We start from the raw sequence: 15,203 nt of genomic DNA on the forward strand, positions 1-15,203 counted from the left end.
CTGAGCGCCCGATGTCCGCCCGGCTGTTCGAACTGATGCTGAAGGCGGCCGGCTACACGGTCGTCATCAGCTTCGCCGCGATCGGGATCGGCCTCCTGATCGGCCTCGTCGTCTGCGCCGCCAAGCTCTCGCCGAGACCGTGGCTGCGCTGGCCGGCGAGCCTGTTCGTGAGCTTCTTCCGGGGCGTCCCGCTCCTCGTCCAGCTCCTCCTGATCTACAACCTCCTGCCGGCGATCGGCATCGCCGTCCCGAGCGTGGTGGCGGCGCTGACCGGCCTGTCGCTCTGCACCGCGGCCTATCAGGCCGAGAACCTGCGCGGCGGCTTCCTCAGCGTGCCGCGCGGCCTCCTGGAGGCGGCCGACATGGCGGGCCTGTCGCCCTGGCAGCAGTTCCGCCGCATCCGCGCCCCGATCGCCCTGCGGCTCACCGTTCCGGCCCTCGTCAACGAGGCGATCCTGATCCTGAAGGCGTCTTCGCTGGTCTCGGTGGTCGGCGTCATCGAGCTGACGCGCACGGCGCAGAACCTCGCCGCCTCGACCTACGAGCCGCTCCTGTTCTACTCGGTCGCCGGCGGCCTCTACCTGGCGATCAACTGGATCGTGGCGGCCGGCGGCAGCCTGACCGAGCGCGCCCTGCGCCGGGGGCGGCTCGCATGAGCTTCGACGGATCGGTCATCCTCGCGGCGCTGCCGGCGGTCCTGTCCGGGCTCTCGGTGACCCTCGGCATCTGGGCGGCGGCGACCGTGCTCGGCATCGCCCTCGGCTTCGCCGTCGCGGCGCTCAGGCGTTTCGGGCCGCGTCCGGTCGGCCTGTCCTTGCGGCTCGCGGTCGAGGTGCTGCGGGGCACCCCCTTCCTGGTCCAGATCTTCCTGCTCTATTTCGGCGGTCCGTTCGTCGGCCTGAGCCTCGATCCGGTGCCGGCCGGGCTGCTCGGCCTGAGCCTCTACGCCGCGGCCTACTTCTCCGAGATCTTCCGGGCCGGTTTCGCCGCCGTGCCGCGGGGCCACGTCGAGGCGGCGCAATGCGTGGGCTTGAGCCAGGCCCAGATCGTCCGGCGCATCCTGATCCCCGAGATGACGATGCTGGTCCTGCCGCAATGCGTGAACATGGCGGTGATCCTGGTCAAGGAGACGGCCGTCCTGTCGATCATCGCGGTGCCCGAGGCGACGGCGGTCATCAGCGCGCTCGGCTCGCAGCAATACGCCTTCGTGGAATCGCTCTTCCTGCTCGCCATCATCTACTGGGGGCTGGTCGAGGCCTGCGGCCGGGCCGGCCGGGCGCTCGAAACCCGGCTCTCGAAGTTCAGGTTCGCATGACGCTCCCCGCTCCCGCCATCGCCATCCGCCGCCTGTCGAAGAGCTACGGCCGGACCGAGGTCCTGCACGGCATCGACCTCGAGATCGCGCGGGGCGCGACCACCTGCCTGATCGGCCCGTCGGGATCGGGCAAGTCGACCTTGCTTCGCTGCATCGCCTTCCTGGAGGAGGCGACGAGCGGCACCATCCTGATCGACGGGCAGCCGCTCGGCTTCGAGGAGCGGCCGGACGGACGACGCGTCCGCCTGAGCCCGCCGCGGATCCGCAAGGTGCGGTCGGGCATCGGCATGGTGTTCCAGCAATTCAACCTGTGGCCCCACATGACGGCGCTCGGCAACGTCACGGAGGCGCTCGTCACCGTGAAGGGACTGTCGCGCCGGGAGGCCGAGGCGCGCGGCATGGCGCAGCTGCGCCGCGTCGGGCTCGAGGCGCGGGCCCGGCACTACCCGTCCGAACTGTCCGGCGGCCAGCAGCAGCGCGTCGCGATCGCCCGCGCCCTGGCGCTCGAGCCGGAGATCCTGCTGTTCGACGAGCCGACCGCCTCGCTCGATCCCGAGCTGACCGGCGAGGTGCTGAACGTGATGCGCGATCTCGGTGGCGAAGGCATGACGATGGTGGTCGTCACGCACGAGATCGGCTTCGCGGCGACCGTCGGCCAGCGCATCGCCTTCCTGGATCACGGGCGCGTCCTCCTGAACGGGACGCCGGCCGAGCTGTTCGCCGCGCCGCGCCATCCGCGCCTGACCCAGTTCCTCGAAACCTACCTCGATCGCGGAGCGGCCATGCTGCTGAAGCCGGCATGAGCGGGCCCGCCCGACCGAACCGGGCCGGAACCGGCGGCGAGACCGGCGCGAGAACCCCGGACGCGGCACGCGGAGCGACTTCGGCACCCCTTGCGCCCGGCGCGCCCGGATCCGGCGCGACCAAGGGGACGACCAAGGGGGCGACCAAGGGCGCGACCCGGCACGACCACATCGTCGAGGACATCCGGTCGCGCATCGTCGACGGGGGCTGGCCGCCGGGATCCCAGCTTCCGGTCGAGACCGAGCTCGCCGAGCGCTACGGCGTGTCGCGCATGACCATGAACAAGGCGCTCGGCCAGCTCGCGCGCGAGGGCTTCCTCATCCGGCGCAAGAAGAGCGGCACCCAGGTCGCGCAGCCGCGCGCCGAATCGGCCGTGGTGGCGATCGCCGACATCCGCGACGAGGTGCGCCGCTCGGGCCGGGCCTACCGCTTCCGCCTGATCGCCCGCCGGGTGCGGCCGGGCCGGGAGGAGGACGCGCTGCTTCTCGGCGGCGCCGCCGGGAGCGGGGAGATCCTGTGGCTGCAGGGCGTGCACCTGGCCGACGATCGCCCGTTCTGCCTCGAGACCCGGCTCATCAACCCCGCGGTCGCCGAGGGTGCGGGGGGCCAGGACTTCACCGAGATCGCCCCCGGGGCCTGGCTGCTCGAGGCCGTGCCCTGGAGCGTGGCGAGCCATCGCGTCCGGGCGGTGAACGCGACCGCGTCCGAGGCCAAGCTCCTCGAACTCGCGGTCGGCGAGGCCTGCCTGGAGATCGTCCGGCGCACCCAGGCCGCGGGCGACTGGGTCACGGGCGTGCGGCTGCTCTATCCCGGCAGCGAGCATCAGCTCGTCGCGAATTTCGGCCCGGGATCCGGCGACGCGCCCGCCCGGGGTTGAACGCCACGGGCCCGGAGCAGCGCCCGATCTTCGATGGTGCAGCAGCGCCCGAGGGCGCGCGCGACCCGGGGACGGGCTCACGCCTGCGCGGTCGCGAACCGCCCGTAACCGCCGTCGCAATACAGGAGGGGATCGGCCGCCCGGTCGCCGATCGCGCCCACGATGCGGGCGATCAGGACGGAATGCGTGCCGTAATCGCAGCACGCGTCGATCGCGCAGAACAGCGTCGCCTGCGCCTCCTCCAGACAGGGCAGCCCCTCGATCGCGTCACCCGCATCCTGCAGCCGCCGCCAGGTGCCCTGCGCGAAGCGCATCGCCGACGGCGCCCCGGCGATCGCCGCCGCGAGATCCCGGTGCGGCGACGCCATGATGCCGAGCGAGAAGGCGCCGCGCCCGCGCAAGGCCTCGTGCGCCGAGGCGGTGCGGTTGACGCAGACGAGGAGCGAGGGCGGGTCCATCGAGACCGAGCTGACGGCGGTCGCCAGCATCGCGTGACGCTCGGCCCCCCCGCGCGGTGGCGATCACCGCGACGGTCGAGCCGACGCCGCGCCAGATCTGCCGGAAGGTCTCGGCATCGCCCGGCCGGAGCACGGGGCGGGTCTCGTCGTTGCTCGTCGCACCCGCGCCCCGATCGGGGCCCCTGCCACGCGGCCCCTCCCGGGGCGTCCGGACCGCCATCGTCATGCTCGCGCCCTCCCCCGGGCCAGGGCGTGGCGGGTCGGCGGCGTGGACAGGCCGAGACTGGCCCTGAGCGTCGTCCCCTCGTACTCCTCGCGAAACAGGCCGCGGCGCTGCAATTCGGGCACGACGAGGCGGGTGAAGTCCTCGAGGCTCGACGGCAGGGTCGGGCACATCAGGATGAAGCCGTCCGCCGCGCGGGTCTCGAACCATTCCTGCATGAAGTCGGCGACCTCGGCCGGCGTGCCGGTCAGCCCGTTGCCGGTGTGCCGCCGGGCGTAGTGCGTGATGAGTTCGCGCATCGTGTGGCCCTGGCTGACGAACTCCTTCAGCTCCTCGAACATCGCCTTCGACCCCTTGGCGGTCGCGGGCATCCGGTCCATCGGGAAAGGCTTGTCGAGGTCGGCGCCGTGAAGGTCGGTCTCGAGGAATTCCTGGAGCATCAGGAGCCCGACATCGGGGTGCATCAGCCTGACCAGCGCTTCCGCCTTCGCCTCGGCCTCCTCCCGCGTCTCGCCGACATTGATGACGATGCCGGGCATGATCTTGAGATCGTCCGGGTCGCGGCCGTAGGCCGCCATCCGCCCCTTCACGTTGGCGTAGAAGGCGCGGTTCTTCTCGATGTTCGAGGCGAGCGAGAACACCATCTCGGCGGTGCGGGCGGCCAGCTCCATGCCCTGCTCGGAGCCGCCGGCCTGCGCGATCACCGGCCGCCCCTGCGGCGTGCGGGCGATGTTGAGCGGGCCGCGGACCTGGAAGTGCTTGCCCTTGTGGTCGAGCGCGTGGAGCTTGTCCTTGTCGTGATAGACCCCGCTCTCCCGGTCGAGGAGCAGGGCATCGTCCTCGAAGCTGTCCCAGAGGCCGAAGACGGTGTCGATGAACTCCTCGCCGCGCTCGTAGCGCTCGGCGTGCGGCGCCAGCCCCTCGCGGTTGTAGTTGTAGCCGGTCTCGTCGTGGTCCGAGGTCACGACGTTCCAGGCGATCCGCCCGCGGGAGATGTGATCGGCCGAGGCGAACAGCCGGGCGACGTTGTAGGGCTCGTAGTAGCTCGTCGAGGCCGTCGCCACGAACCCGATCCGGTCGGTGTGCTGCGACAGGGCCGTGATGGCGGTGATCGGCTCGAAGCGGTTCATCTTGGTCGGATTGCGGGCGAGCGCGCCCGCATCGCCGACCGCGCTCGCGGGGCTGTCGGCGAAGAACATGAAGTCGAGCTTCGCGGCTTCCGAGATCCTGGCGCAGCGGGTCAGGTGGCCGAGGTCGTTCGCGCCGCGCACGTCGCTGTCCGGATGCAGCCACGCCGCCGGGTGGAAGCCGAACGTGTAGACGAACGTGCCGAGCTTGAGCTTGTCCGGTCGGGGCACTCGCGGTCTCCTGAGAAGCGGGGTCGCGGGCTGCGGGGCCGCGGACATCCCGGCGCGGTCTTTCCGGCCTCAGTATGCCCGGGCGCGGACGTCCGGAGAGGGGAGAGAATCTGCTACACGCTTTAGAAAATCTGTCGGATCGTACGGGAGCGGCGACACCGTCGCGTCGGGGTCTCCGTGCCGGGATCGTCATGCTGGAATCGTCATGTCCCCCCTCCCACCGCTGAAGGCGCTGCAGGCTTTCGACGCCCTCGGGCGGACGGGCAGCCTCGCGCTGGCCGCCGCCGATCTCGGCGTCACGCCGGGCGCGATCAGCCAGCAGCTGCGCAAGCTCGAGGCGGCGGTGAGCGCGCGGCTCGTGGAGCAGGCCGGCCGCGGCCTGCGCCTGACGCCGCTCGGCGCGACGTACCACGCGCAGATCCGCCAGGGCTTCGCCGCCTTCGCCGAGGCCGCGACGATCCTGCGCGACGCGACCGCCGACGTCATCGTCCTCTCCTGCCTGACGACCGTGCTCGGCAAGTGGATCGGCCGCCGGATGCGGGACTGGACGGAACTCGACGCCCAGGCCCGGGTCTCCCTCGTGGGCAGCGACGCGGAGCCGGACCTGTCGCAGGGCGCGGTCGACCTGCGCATCTATTACGGCGGCCGGCTCCATCCGCCGCACCGCGCCGAACTCTTCGTCGATCACATCGTGCCGGTCTGCGCGCCCGCGCTGATCGAGGGGCACCGGCTGTCCGGCCCCGAGGACATCCTGCGCTTTCCCCTGCTGCACATCGTCTGGGATCCGCGGTTCGGCGCGAATCCCGGCTGGACGGAATGGGGCCGGCTGATCGGAGCACGGCCGCCGCCCGCCAACCTGACCTACGGGCTGTCCGGCAGCGCGATCGATGCCGCCCTCGCCGGCCAGGGCTTCGTCCTCGGGCAGCTCGCCTTCATCGGGCCGGAACTGGAGACGGGCAAGCTCGTCATTCCCTTCGACCTGCGTCTGCCCCTGCCCGAGCCCTATTACCTGGCCTGGAACCCCGACTCCCTGCGCAAGACCGGCGCGCGGGCGTTCCACCGCTGGCTCCTCGGCGAGGGCCGGGCCCAGGGCCTCGTCTCCGCCACACCGCTATGAGGCCGCGACGGCGTCGATCTCGACCACGAAGAGATCGACCGGGTCGCCGCCGCCGATCGTCGCCCCGCCCTCCCCCAGGAGCGCGTCGCGGCGCGCGAGCGGCACCCATCGGCCGTCCACCACGACGGACGACGCATCGACGGCGACCACGACGATCCAGCGCCCGCTCGCCGCGAAGGGCGGGACGAGACCGGAGAGCCGCGTCACCCGCTGGCGGACAGCCGATCGCCGGGTCATCACGTTGAGGTCGGTGACCGGCCCGGCGACGAGGCGGGCTTCGGCCGGCGCGTCGCCGGGGAAGGCCAGCGGCACGCGATCCCGCGTCAGGCGATGCGCGCCGTGGCCCTCGACCGCGAGATCCATGCCCGCGCCGTCGAGGATCGCCAGCGTCCGGTCGATGCCGGGAAAGAGCGAGAACGGGCCGTCCGCAGCGACCGTCGCCATGGAGACGCGCCAGTCGAACCCGCCGAGCCCGGTGCCCGGGGGGTGAGCGGCGATCTCGACGGTCTCGCCGCCGCCGTTCTTCCAGGCCATGCGCAGGTGGTCTTCGGCCTTCAGGTGGCGCATGGGGCGTGATCCTTCGCATCCGACGCGGGGCGGTCGGGGGTTGGGCGAAGCGCTGGTTCCCCCCTCTTCCCCGGACAGCCTTGCCGTTGCCGGACACGGCCGGCAGGCCTGGTTCAGGGTGAAGCGCCCGGCCGCCCATCGCGGCACCGGCCCCTCTCGGCCAGAGCAGCGCCCGATCGCGTTGCGATCGGGCGCTGCTCGAGTCCTTTCATCTTGCTGCATTTTCTGTGACGAACCGTTATCCGCTTCGTCGCAGAAAATGCTCTAGGCGCCCTTCAGGGCCTCGGCCGCCGCAGCGAGGCGGCCCAGGACCGCGCCGAGGACGGGCCGGAGGCGCGCGGCCTTGTCGGCATCGAGCGCGAAGGGCGGCGCTTCCGTCGTCAGGTGCGACACTTGCGCCAGTTCCATCTGGATCGCGTGGATGCCGGCCTCGGGGCGGCCGTAACGGCGCGTCGTCCAGCCGCCCCGGAAGCGGCCGTTGACGACGCTCGTGTAGCCGTCGGCGGCGGCGCAGATGTCGGCCGCCGCGCGCTCGATCGCCGGGTCGCAGGTCCGCCCGCCATCGGTGCCGATGTTGAAGTCCGGCAGCGTGCCCGGGAACAGGAACGGGATCCGCGAGCGGATCGAGTGGCAGTCGTAGAGCACCGCGATCCCGTGCCACGCCCGCACGCGGGCGATCTCGCCGGCGAGCGCCGCGTGGTAGGGCGCGTGGAACCGGGCGACCCGGTCCGCGACGTCGGCCTCGCCCGGACCGGCGCCCTCCCGCCAGATCGGCGCGCCGTCGAAATCGGTGAGGGGCACGAGTCCGGTGGTGTTCTGCCCGGGATAGAGGCTCGCCCCCGTCGGGTCCCGGTTGGCGTCGATCGCGTAGCGGTGGACCGTCGCCCGCACGGTCGTCGCGTCCGGCAGCAGCCTCTCGTAGAGCCGGTGGATGTGCCAGTCGGTGTCTCGCAGCCGGCTTCCCTCGTCGTTCAGCCGCGCGAGGATGTCCGGCGGGAGCCACGTCCCGGTATGGGGAAAGGCCAGGATGACGGGCGAGGAGCCCCGGGCGACCTCGAACGGGCTCACCGCGCCGCCTCCAGGCCCGGCAGGAGGCCGGGGGACGGGGCGCCCTCGATCGCACCGTCCGCCACCAGGGCGGCCGCGGCGCGCAGGTCGCCCGCGAGGTAGCGGTCCTCCTCCAGGGACGGGACGGCGGCGCGGATCGCGGCGAGCGCCCGCTCCAGCTCCGGGCTCGTCCGCAGCGGCCCGCGCAGCTCGACGCCCTGCGCGCCGGCCAGGGCCTCGATGCCCAGGATGCCGAACAGGTTCTCGGTCATCGGCAGGAGGCGGCGGGCGCCGTGGCAGGCCATGGAGACGTGGTCCTCCTGGTTGGCGGAGGTCGGCGTCGAATCGACCGAGGCCGGGTGGGCCCGCTGCTTGTTCTCGCTCATCAGCGCCGCCGAGGTCACCTCGGCGATCATCAGCCCGGAATTGAGGCCCGGCTTCCTCGCCAGGAAGGCCGGCAGGCCGAAGGACAGGGCCGGGTCGACCAGGAGCGCGATCCGGCGCTGCGCGATCGAGCCGATCTCGCAGACCGCGAGCGCGATCTGGTCGGCCGCGAAGGCGACCGGCTCGGCGTGGAAGTTGCCGCCCGACACGACCTCGCCGTCGGACAGGACGAGGGGATTGTCGGTCACGGCGTTGGCCTCGATCTCGAGCGTGCGCCCGGCCTGCCGCAGGAGGTCGAGGCAGGCCCCCACGACCTGCGGCTGGCAGCGGATGCAGTAGGGATCCTGCACGCGCTCGTCGCCCTCGACGTGGCTCGCGCGGATCGCCGAGCCGTCGAGGAGCGCCCGCAGGGCCGCGCCGGCATCGATCTGACCCTGATGGCCGCGAAGCTGGTGGATCTCGGGATGGAACGGGGCGGAGGAGCCCATCGCCGCGTCGGTCGACAGCGCGCCGGTGACGAGCGCGCTCCGGAGCGCCCGGAAGGCCCGGAACAGCCCGGCGAGCGCGAGCGCCGTCGAGACCTGCGTGCCGTTGATGAGCGCGAGCCCTTCCTTCGCCGCCAGCACGACCGGCTCCAGCCCGGCGCGCCGCAAGGCCTCCGCGCCCGGCATCCGCTCGCCGTCGAGGAACGCCTCGCCCTCGCCGATCATGACGGCGGCCAGGTGGGCGAGCGGCGCGAGGTCGCCGCTCGCGCCGACCGAGCCCTGACCGGGAATCGCCGGCACGACGCCGCGCGCGAGCATCGCCTCGATGAGGCGCACGATGGCGAGCCGCACGCCAGACGCGCCCCGGCCGAGCGAGATGAGCTTCAGGGCCATGACGAGCCGCACCACGTCGGCCTCCAGCAGCTCGCCGAGGCCGCAGCAATGCGACAGGATCAGGTTGCGCTGGAGGGTGGCGAGGTCGCCGGGCGCGATCCGGATCGAGGCCAGTTTCCCGAAGCCGGTATTGATGCCGTAGATCGGCGCCTCGCCCTCGGCGATGGCCGCGATCCGCGCGGCGCCCCGTTCGATGCCGGCGTCGAAGCCCGCCTCCAGCCGCGCCGCCTCGCCGCCGCGATAGACGCGCTCGAGATCCCGGAGCGTCACGCGGCCCGGATGGAGGGTCAGGGTCATGGCTGGGTCCTCGTTCCGTTCACGATGCGCGTGCCGCGCGTTGAAGCCGATGCGCCGTCCGGCGCGCCCGGGCCTGCGCTCGCCTCGCAGGGACAGAGCGGAGCGGCATCGACGCTCCCTCCGATCGAGGCAGGCGAGCGCATCGGACACCTGCTTCGTTGCAGGCATTATGTATATACCTGTAACGCTGCTTGGCAAGCGCGCCGCGCCGGCTCCGCGAGGGTGGCGGAGATCGTCGAGGGGGGAGAGCGGTGTTCCGTACGCGGGACGCCTCGGCCCGAGCGGATCGGGGTCGCCTTTCTCAGGGGGACAGCCGAGGGGATCGCCGGGGCAGGCGTCGCGACGGGTATCGGGCAGCGGGCGCGGGGAATGGCGGGCAGGATCCGGTGGCGTCGGAAGCGGCCCGGCTCTCGTTCGCCCCGAGGGCGGCCATTCGACCGACGCCGTCACGCATGCGGCTGTCGTCCAGCATCAGGCCGGCACGGCAGGGCGCGGCGCGGGGAACCTCGCCGCCGACCGGGATGAGCCCGCGGTCATGGATCCCCCTTCAACCGGCACCGGCGGGGGATCGCCGCAATCCAATCTTGGAAAAATGTCTATACATGCTGCACGAGGGCTCGCGACCGCGGGGAAAGCGGCCGCCTTTGCCGCTCCTGCCGCGGTAACGCCCGGGGCCGACCGTCGCGCGGGGTGGCGATCGGTTCGGCATGTCGGGATGGAGCCGGCAGAGACCGCCCCTGCCGGCCGCTGGAGCACTTCACGATCGCGTTGCAGCACGGTCCACGACACCGGCAAGAGGCCTGCACCGCTCGTCTCCCCCACCTGCGAGCTCATCCTGAGGTGCGACCGTGAGGGAGCCTCGAAGCAGGGCTCCAGGGATCGCCGTGGTCTTTGGAGCCCTGCTTCGAGGCTGCTGCAAGCAGCAGCACCCCAGGATGAAGCCCCACTTGGGACGGGGTGACATCACGGATGAAATACGGCTGTCTTGTACCGTGACGTTGCAATCGATCGCTGCGCCAGGCCTGTGGTTTTGCCGCATCGTTTGAGTGGAGCTGCGTCCACCTTAGCGGAGCATGCCCTAGAACTTCACTGCGGCGCCGCCGCGCACGGTGTTGAGGTTCAGCTTGTGGCCGTCGAAGTCGTTGAACAGCACGTACTGGTATTCGGCGCGCAGGATCAGGTTGGGCGTGATCGCGTACTCGATGCCGGCCCCGGCCGCGATGCCGCCGACGATCTTCTCCTTGGTCGGCCGGAAGATGTCGGGTGCGGCCAGTACGCTGCTGCCGGGATCGTTCTGCAGGAAGGTCTTATAGCCGTAGTTGTTGACGTAGACCCGCTGTGAGGGATCCGCCGTCTGGTTGCTGCGGTAGGCAGCCTGATCGTACTCGTAGCCGCGCACCGCCACGGTCTGGGCGATCTGCGCCCGTCCGATCGCGAAGCCTCCGGTCACGAACGGCAGGAAGTCGCCGATGGCGTAGCCGACGCGGGCTCGCAGGGTCGCGTAGTCGTCCATCCGCGTCGACGCGTCGCCGGAAAGCTTCGCGCCCCTGAGGTAGCCCGCGCTGTCGATCTGGTAGCGGTTGATCGCGTCGCTGCTGCGCCCGGTCAGGCCGAGATGCGTGTAGTCGAGCTCGACGCCGACGACGGTATCGTCGAACTGGTAGTTCACGCCCGCGAAGGCGCCGAAGCTGGTACCGTCCCGCCGCATGTCGCGCGCATGCATGAGGCCGGACGCACCGAGCGTCGTCTCGATCGCGGTGGCGCGAAGCGCCTGTGCGACGGGGTCGCGGAAGACATCGCCGAAGCCGAAGCTCGCGCTCGACCAGCCGCCATGGCCGCCGACATAGATGCCCTCCCAGTTCGCCAGGGAGGGCGCGGCGGCCGGCTCGTAGCTGCCGCCGCGCAAGACGCCGAAGTCGAGATCCGCGGCCCGCACCGTCACCGGCGCAGCCATGCCCAGCCCGACAAGAACTCCGAAGATCGCGAAACGCATTTGGACCGCCCCCGGCAGATTGATCGGCAGTGGCCGCCGCGCCGTTGTGCCCAGAATGTCTCGGTAACCTTAAGATTGAGTTGCGGATGCACACAGTGCCGTGCATCGTTGCAAAAAGCAGATCGCCCGGTGCGGCGGGCGCACCGGGCGATCGGCTTGTGACGGGACGATGCGATCAGTACGCCAGGCCGCCCAGGCCCGGCAGGGCGAGGCCGTTGCCGAAGGCCCAGCGCAGGCCAACCCGGAACTCGTTGGCGGCGATGTCCTTGATCCGGGTGTTCTGGTTGTAGGCGTCGAACCCGGTGCGGGCCTTGCCGACCTCGAGGTAGCGGTAGTTGGCGTCGATGCTGACGCCGGCGCCGATCTCGTAGGAGATGCCCGCCATCGCCGCCCAGGCGAGGCCGACCGCGGTGTGGTTGGCGCGGGCGTCGAACCCCTGCGCGCCGATTCGGTAGGCGCCGTCGACGCCGCTGCCGCAGGCGGTGGTGAAGCAGGTGGTGCCGGTCCAGGCATCGTGGAAGCGCTTGCTCGCCATGCCGACGCCGGCGCCGACATAGGGCGTGAAGCCCCACCAGGTGCCGAGATCGACGTAGACGTTGAACAGGCCGGTCAGCACGTCGAGCTTGCCCGCCTCGGTGTTGAAGCCCTCGACGAAGTTGGTGCGCGAGGAATAGTCGCGGAAGCGGCTGCGGGTGCGTCCGTCGACCGTGACGTCGGCGCGCAGGAAGCTGTTGAAGCGGTAGCCGATGCCGCCGCCGTAGCCGTCGGTGTTGCCGAGGCGGAAGCCGACGAGCTTGGCGCCCTCGGTGCCCGGCAGCGTGTCGTCCTTCGGGTGGCGGAAGTCGCTCGCCGTGTAGTCGCCGCGCAGGTACCAGCCCGAGCCGACCTCGACGGGCGCGGCGAGCGGCGGGGGCGGAGGGGGCGGGGGCGGCAGCAGGTCGGCGGCGACCGCCGGCGCGCCGAGCAGGCCGAGCCCGAGGACCGCGACCGGGAAGCAGTGACCGAACCGTGCCATGGGCGACCTTTCCTGCCCCTTCGACTCCTCGGCCGGGGCGTACTTCGCGAGGTGTCGGGCCGGTCGGCCCGATAAAGACATGTAAGGCCGGAAGGTTAGCGGCCGCTTAACCCTAACGCGCCGCCGGATCCGCCTCCGGCGCGAACGCGCACTGGAGGCGGAACGATCGTCAGTACTTGCGCACCAGCGGCATCATCGGGGGCGGCGGCGGCTCGTAGGCGGCGGCGAGGACCGGCGCACCGAACATCCAGCGCATGCCGAGCTTGATGTCGTGCGCCTCGATGTCCTTGACCTTGATCGGGGTCAGCGTGCTGCCGCAGAAGCAGTTCAGCACGCCGGTGCTGCCCTCGCCGAGGTTGAGGTAGCGGTAGGCCAGTTCGAGCTTGAGGTTCGGCGTCACCGCGTAGGACAGACCGGCATGCAGCGCCCAGGCGAAGCTCGTCTTCGTCTGGTTCTTGTAGCTGCCGCCGCTGATGTTCTGGTAGCCGGTCTTCCCCCAGTCCGGATAGTCCGCGTAGGAGTAGCTGCCGTTGATCTGGCTCGAATCCGACACGCCGGAGAAGTGGTGGAACGCCGCGCCGACGCCGGCGCCGACGAACGGCACGAAGCCGTAATAGTTGCCGAGATCGGCGTAGCCGTTCACCAGGACGACGGCCGACGAGTAGTTGCCGGCGGTGGTCTCGTAGGTGTTGTCGTAATGGTCGCGGCGCAGGCCGTTATCGTCGTAGGTCGAGTACTTCGACTTGATCCGGTCGTTGGCACGGAAGCCGCTGGAGAAGCGGTACTCGCCGGTGACGTCGCCGCGCAGCCAGGAATTGAACTGGTAGCCGACACCGATGCCGGCGAAGCCGCCGCCGCCGAGATCGGTGTTGTAGTAATCGACCACGTCCGGGCTCGGCGCGGTCGACAGCTTCGGCCGGGTGTAGATGCTGGCGCCGACGTCGCCGCGCAGGTACCAGCCGCCGGCGAACTCCACCGGCGGGGGCGGCAGCGGCGGGGGCGGAGGCGGCAGGAGGTCGGCGGCGTGAACGAGCCCCGGCGCGGCCACGCTCGCAGCGAGCGTGAAGATGCGCGCCAGCGCGAGTGGCTTGCTGCGGCCCATGACGGTTCCTTGCTGTGAAGGGCCGCTGATGACGGAGGGCGGCCGTTCCGGAAGACGTCACGACTTTCACCGCGTTCGGTAAACCTGCGCTTAACGTTAAGCCTCACGGCTGAGAAAGTGTTGCTTCCGATGTTTTCGCGCCGGTGAAGACACGGGCCCCGCGCGTGCCGGTGCGCGCAGAGCGGTCCGCGCTGCGCGCACCGGCTGCGGCGCGGACGTCGGGAGGCGGGCGGGACGAAGGCGGCCTGCCGCCGTCCCGCCGGCGCGATTGGATCAGGCCGCGACCTTGCGCAGCGCCTCGACCACGTCGTCGACCACCCGCACCACGAGGTCGCGGTCGTCGCCCTCGGCCATCACGCGGATCACCGGCTCGGTCCCGGACGGGCGGATGACGAGGCGGCCGCCCTCGCCCAGGCGCTGGCGGGCGCCCTCGATGGCGGTGACGACGCTGTCCTGGCGCAGCGGCTCGCCGCCGAGGCCGTAGCGCACGTTCTTGAGCACCTGCGGCAGCGGGTCGAAGCAGTGGCAGACCTCGCTCACCGGGCGCTGCTGGCGCTGGACCACCGAGAGGAGCTGGAGCGCCGCCACCAGCCCGTCGCCAGTGGTGGCGTAGTCCGACATGATGATGTGGCCGGACTGCTCGCCGCCGAGGTTGTAGCCGTGCTCGCGCATGTGCTCGAGCACGTAGCGGTCGCCGACGGCGGTGCGGACCATGCCGAGCCCCAGGCCCCCGAGATAGCGCTCGAGGCCGAGGTTCGACATGATCGTCGTCACGACCCCGGGACGGGTCAGGCGGGCATCCTCCTGCCATGAGCGGGCGACCACCGCCATCAGCTGGTCGCCGTCGACCCGCTGGCCCTTCTCGTCGACGACGAGCACCCGGTCGGCGTCGCCATCGAGCGCGATGCCGATATCGGCGCGCAGCTCGCGCACCTTGGCGACGAGGGCCTCCGGCGCGGTCGAGCCGACGTCGCGGTTGATGTTGAAGCCGTCCGGCTCGGTGCCGATGGCGATCACCTCGGCGCCGAGCTCCCACAGGGTCTCGGGCGCGACCCGGTAGGCGGCGCCGTTGGCGCAATCGACCACCACCCGCAGGCCGTCGAGGGTCAGGTTGCGCGGGAGCGTGCGCTTGGCGAACTCGATGTAGCGAGCATGCACGCTCTCGATGCGCTTGGCGCGGCCGAGATCGTGGGAGCCCGCGAGCTTCGTCGTCACGTCGGCCTCGATCAGGCGCTCGATCTCGCGCTCGACTTCGTCGGAGAGCTTGAAACCGTCGGGGCCGAAGATCTTGATGCCGTTATCCTCGAACGGATTGTGCGAGGCCGAGATCATCACCCCGATATCGGCCCGCATCGAGCGGGTCAGCATCGCGACGGCCGGCGTCGGCATCGGGCCGAGCAGCAGCACGTCCATTCCCACCGAGGTGAAGCCCGCCACCAACGCGGTCTCGATCATGTAGCCCGAGAGGCGGGTATCCTTGCCGATCACCACCCGGTGGCGATGGTCCCCGCGCTGGAACACGAGCCCGGCGGCTTGTCCCACCTTGAGCGCGAGTTCCGGCGTGATCACGCCGTTGGCCCGGCCCCGGATGCCGTCGGTCCCGAAATACTTGCGCACGGTCGTCAACTCCCTGTCCCGTCCCGGGCCACTTGTGCCCGCCGTCGCGCGGCCCCGCGCAAGGCCAGTGCCGCCCGTTGCCGCACGCGGTCGCACCGGGTTTGGGTTATTTTGAGGCTCGCCGGCAACGACAAGGGGCGGCGGGAGTGAT

General features: G+C 71.2%; 14 protein-coding genes. 5 read left to right on the top strand and 9 right to left on the bottom strand.

All coding sequences use genetic code 11. The annotated features are described in order from the left end of the window. Positions 1–11 precede the first annotated feature (11 nt). From DK419_RS07375 to DK419_RS07390, 4 genes are read left to right on the top strand one after another with little or no spacing between them, the layout of a single operon-like run. A complete protein-coding gene (locus DK419_RS07375; protein ID WP_109958507.1) occupies positions 12–656 on the top strand; it encodes an amino acid ABC transporter permease in 645 nt (214 codons plus the stop codon). Beyond that, complete coding sequence (locus tag DK419_RS07380; protein WP_109958508.1) at positions 653–1,315, top strand: amino acid ABC transporter permease; 663 nt, start codon at positions 653–655, stop codon at positions 1,313–1,315. Before DK419_RS07375 ends, DK419_RS07380 begins: the two co-directional genes overlap by 4 nt. Then, positions 1,312–2,118, top strand: a complete 807-nt coding sequence (locus DK419_RS07385; protein WP_109958509.1) for an amino acid ABC transporter ATP-binding protein — start codon at positions 1,312–1,314, stop codon at positions 2,116–2,118. Before DK419_RS07380 ends, DK419_RS07385 begins: the two co-directional genes overlap by 4 nt. Next, complete coding sequence (locus tag DK419_RS07390; RefSeq protein ID WP_109958510.1) at positions 2,115–2,996, top strand: histidine utilization transcriptional repressor HutC; 882 nt, start codon at positions 2,115–2,117, stop codon at positions 2,994–2,996. Before DK419_RS07385 ends, DK419_RS07390 begins: the two co-directional genes overlap by 4 nt. A 77-nt stretch (positions 2,997–3,073) precedes the next feature. Here DK419_RS07390 and DK419_RS07395 read toward each other — a convergent pair whose 3' ends face one another. Together DK419_RS07395 and DK419_RS07400 are read right to left on the bottom strand one after the other, a co-directional pair. Next, positions 3,074–3,484, bottom strand: a complete 411-nt coding sequence (locus DK419_RS07395) for a flavin reductase family protein (RefSeq protein WP_109958511.1) — start codon at positions 3,482–3,484, stop codon at positions 3,074–3,076. Between the two features lie 192 nt (positions 3,485–3,676). Further along, positions 3,677–5,035, bottom strand: a complete 1,359-nt coding sequence (locus tag DK419_RS07400; RefSeq protein WP_109958512.1) for an LLM class flavin-dependent oxidoreductase — start codon at positions 5,033–5,035, stop codon at positions 3,677–3,679. A gap of 205 nt (positions 5,036–5,240) precedes the next feature. Here DK419_RS07400 and DK419_RS07405 point away from each other — a divergent pair, with 205 nt between their 5' ends. Next, positions 5,241–6,152: a LysR substrate-binding domain-containing protein gene (locus tag DK419_RS07405; RefSeq protein ID WP_109958513.1), complete on the top strand. Its 912-nt coding sequence runs from the start codon at positions 5,241–5,243 to the stop codon at positions 6,150–6,152. Here the strand turns inward: DK419_RS07405 and DK419_RS07410 are convergent. From DK419_RS07410 to glmM, 7 genes are all read right to left on the bottom strand, one after another. Next, the gene (locus DK419_RS07410) at positions 6,147–6,719 is read right to left on the bottom strand and encodes a HutD/Ves family protein (protein WP_109958514.1); all 573 of its coding nucleotides are present in this window, start codon (positions 6,717–6,719) and stop codon (positions 6,147–6,149) included. The two genes, DK419_RS07405 and DK419_RS07410, sit on opposite strands and share 6 nt — an antisense overlap. A 264-nt stretch (positions 6,720–6,983) precedes the next feature. Then, positions 6,984–7,787, bottom strand: a complete 804-nt coding sequence (gene hutG, locus DK419_RS07415; protein WP_109958515.1) for an N-formylglutamate deformylase — start codon at positions 7,785–7,787, stop codon at positions 6,984–6,986. Continuing rightward, a complete protein-coding gene (gene hutH / locus DK419_RS07420) occupies positions 7,784–9,325 on the bottom strand; it encodes a histidine ammonia-lyase (RefSeq protein WP_109958516.1) in 1,542 nt (513 codons plus the stop codon). The genes hutG and hutH overlap by 4 nt, the downstream gene beginning before the upstream one ends. A 1,078-nt stretch (positions 9,326–10,403) precedes the next feature. Beyond that, positions 10,404–11,318, bottom strand: a complete 915-nt coding sequence (locus tag DK419_RS07425; protein ID WP_109958517.1) for an outer membrane protein — start codon at positions 11,316–11,318, stop codon at positions 10,404–10,406. 175 nt (positions 11,319–11,493) lie between these two features. Next, positions 11,494–12,333, bottom strand: a complete 840-nt coding sequence (locus tag DK419_RS07430) for an outer membrane protein (protein ID WP_109958518.1) — start codon at positions 12,331–12,333, stop codon at positions 11,494–11,496. Positions 12,334–12,502: 169 nt separating this feature from the next. Continuing rightward, positions 12,503–13,435: an outer membrane protein gene (locus tag DK419_RS07435; protein WP_109958519.1), complete on the bottom strand. Its 933-nt coding sequence runs from the start codon at positions 13,433–13,435 to the stop codon at positions 12,503–12,505. 273 nt (positions 13,436–13,708) lie between these two features. Continuing rightward, complete coding sequence (gene glmM, locus DK419_RS07440; RefSeq protein WP_109962176.1) at positions 13,709–15,052, bottom strand: phosphoglucosamine mutase; 1,344 nt, start codon at positions 15,050–15,052, stop codon at positions 13,709–13,711. Between the last annotated feature and the right edge of the window lie 151 nt (positions 15,053–15,203).

Source organism: Methylobacterium terrae, from assembly GCF_003173755.1.
In the GTDB taxonomy this organism is placed as follows: domain Bacteria; phylum Pseudomonadota; class Alphaproteobacteria; order Rhizobiales; family Beijerinckiaceae; genus Methylobacterium; species Methylobacterium terrae.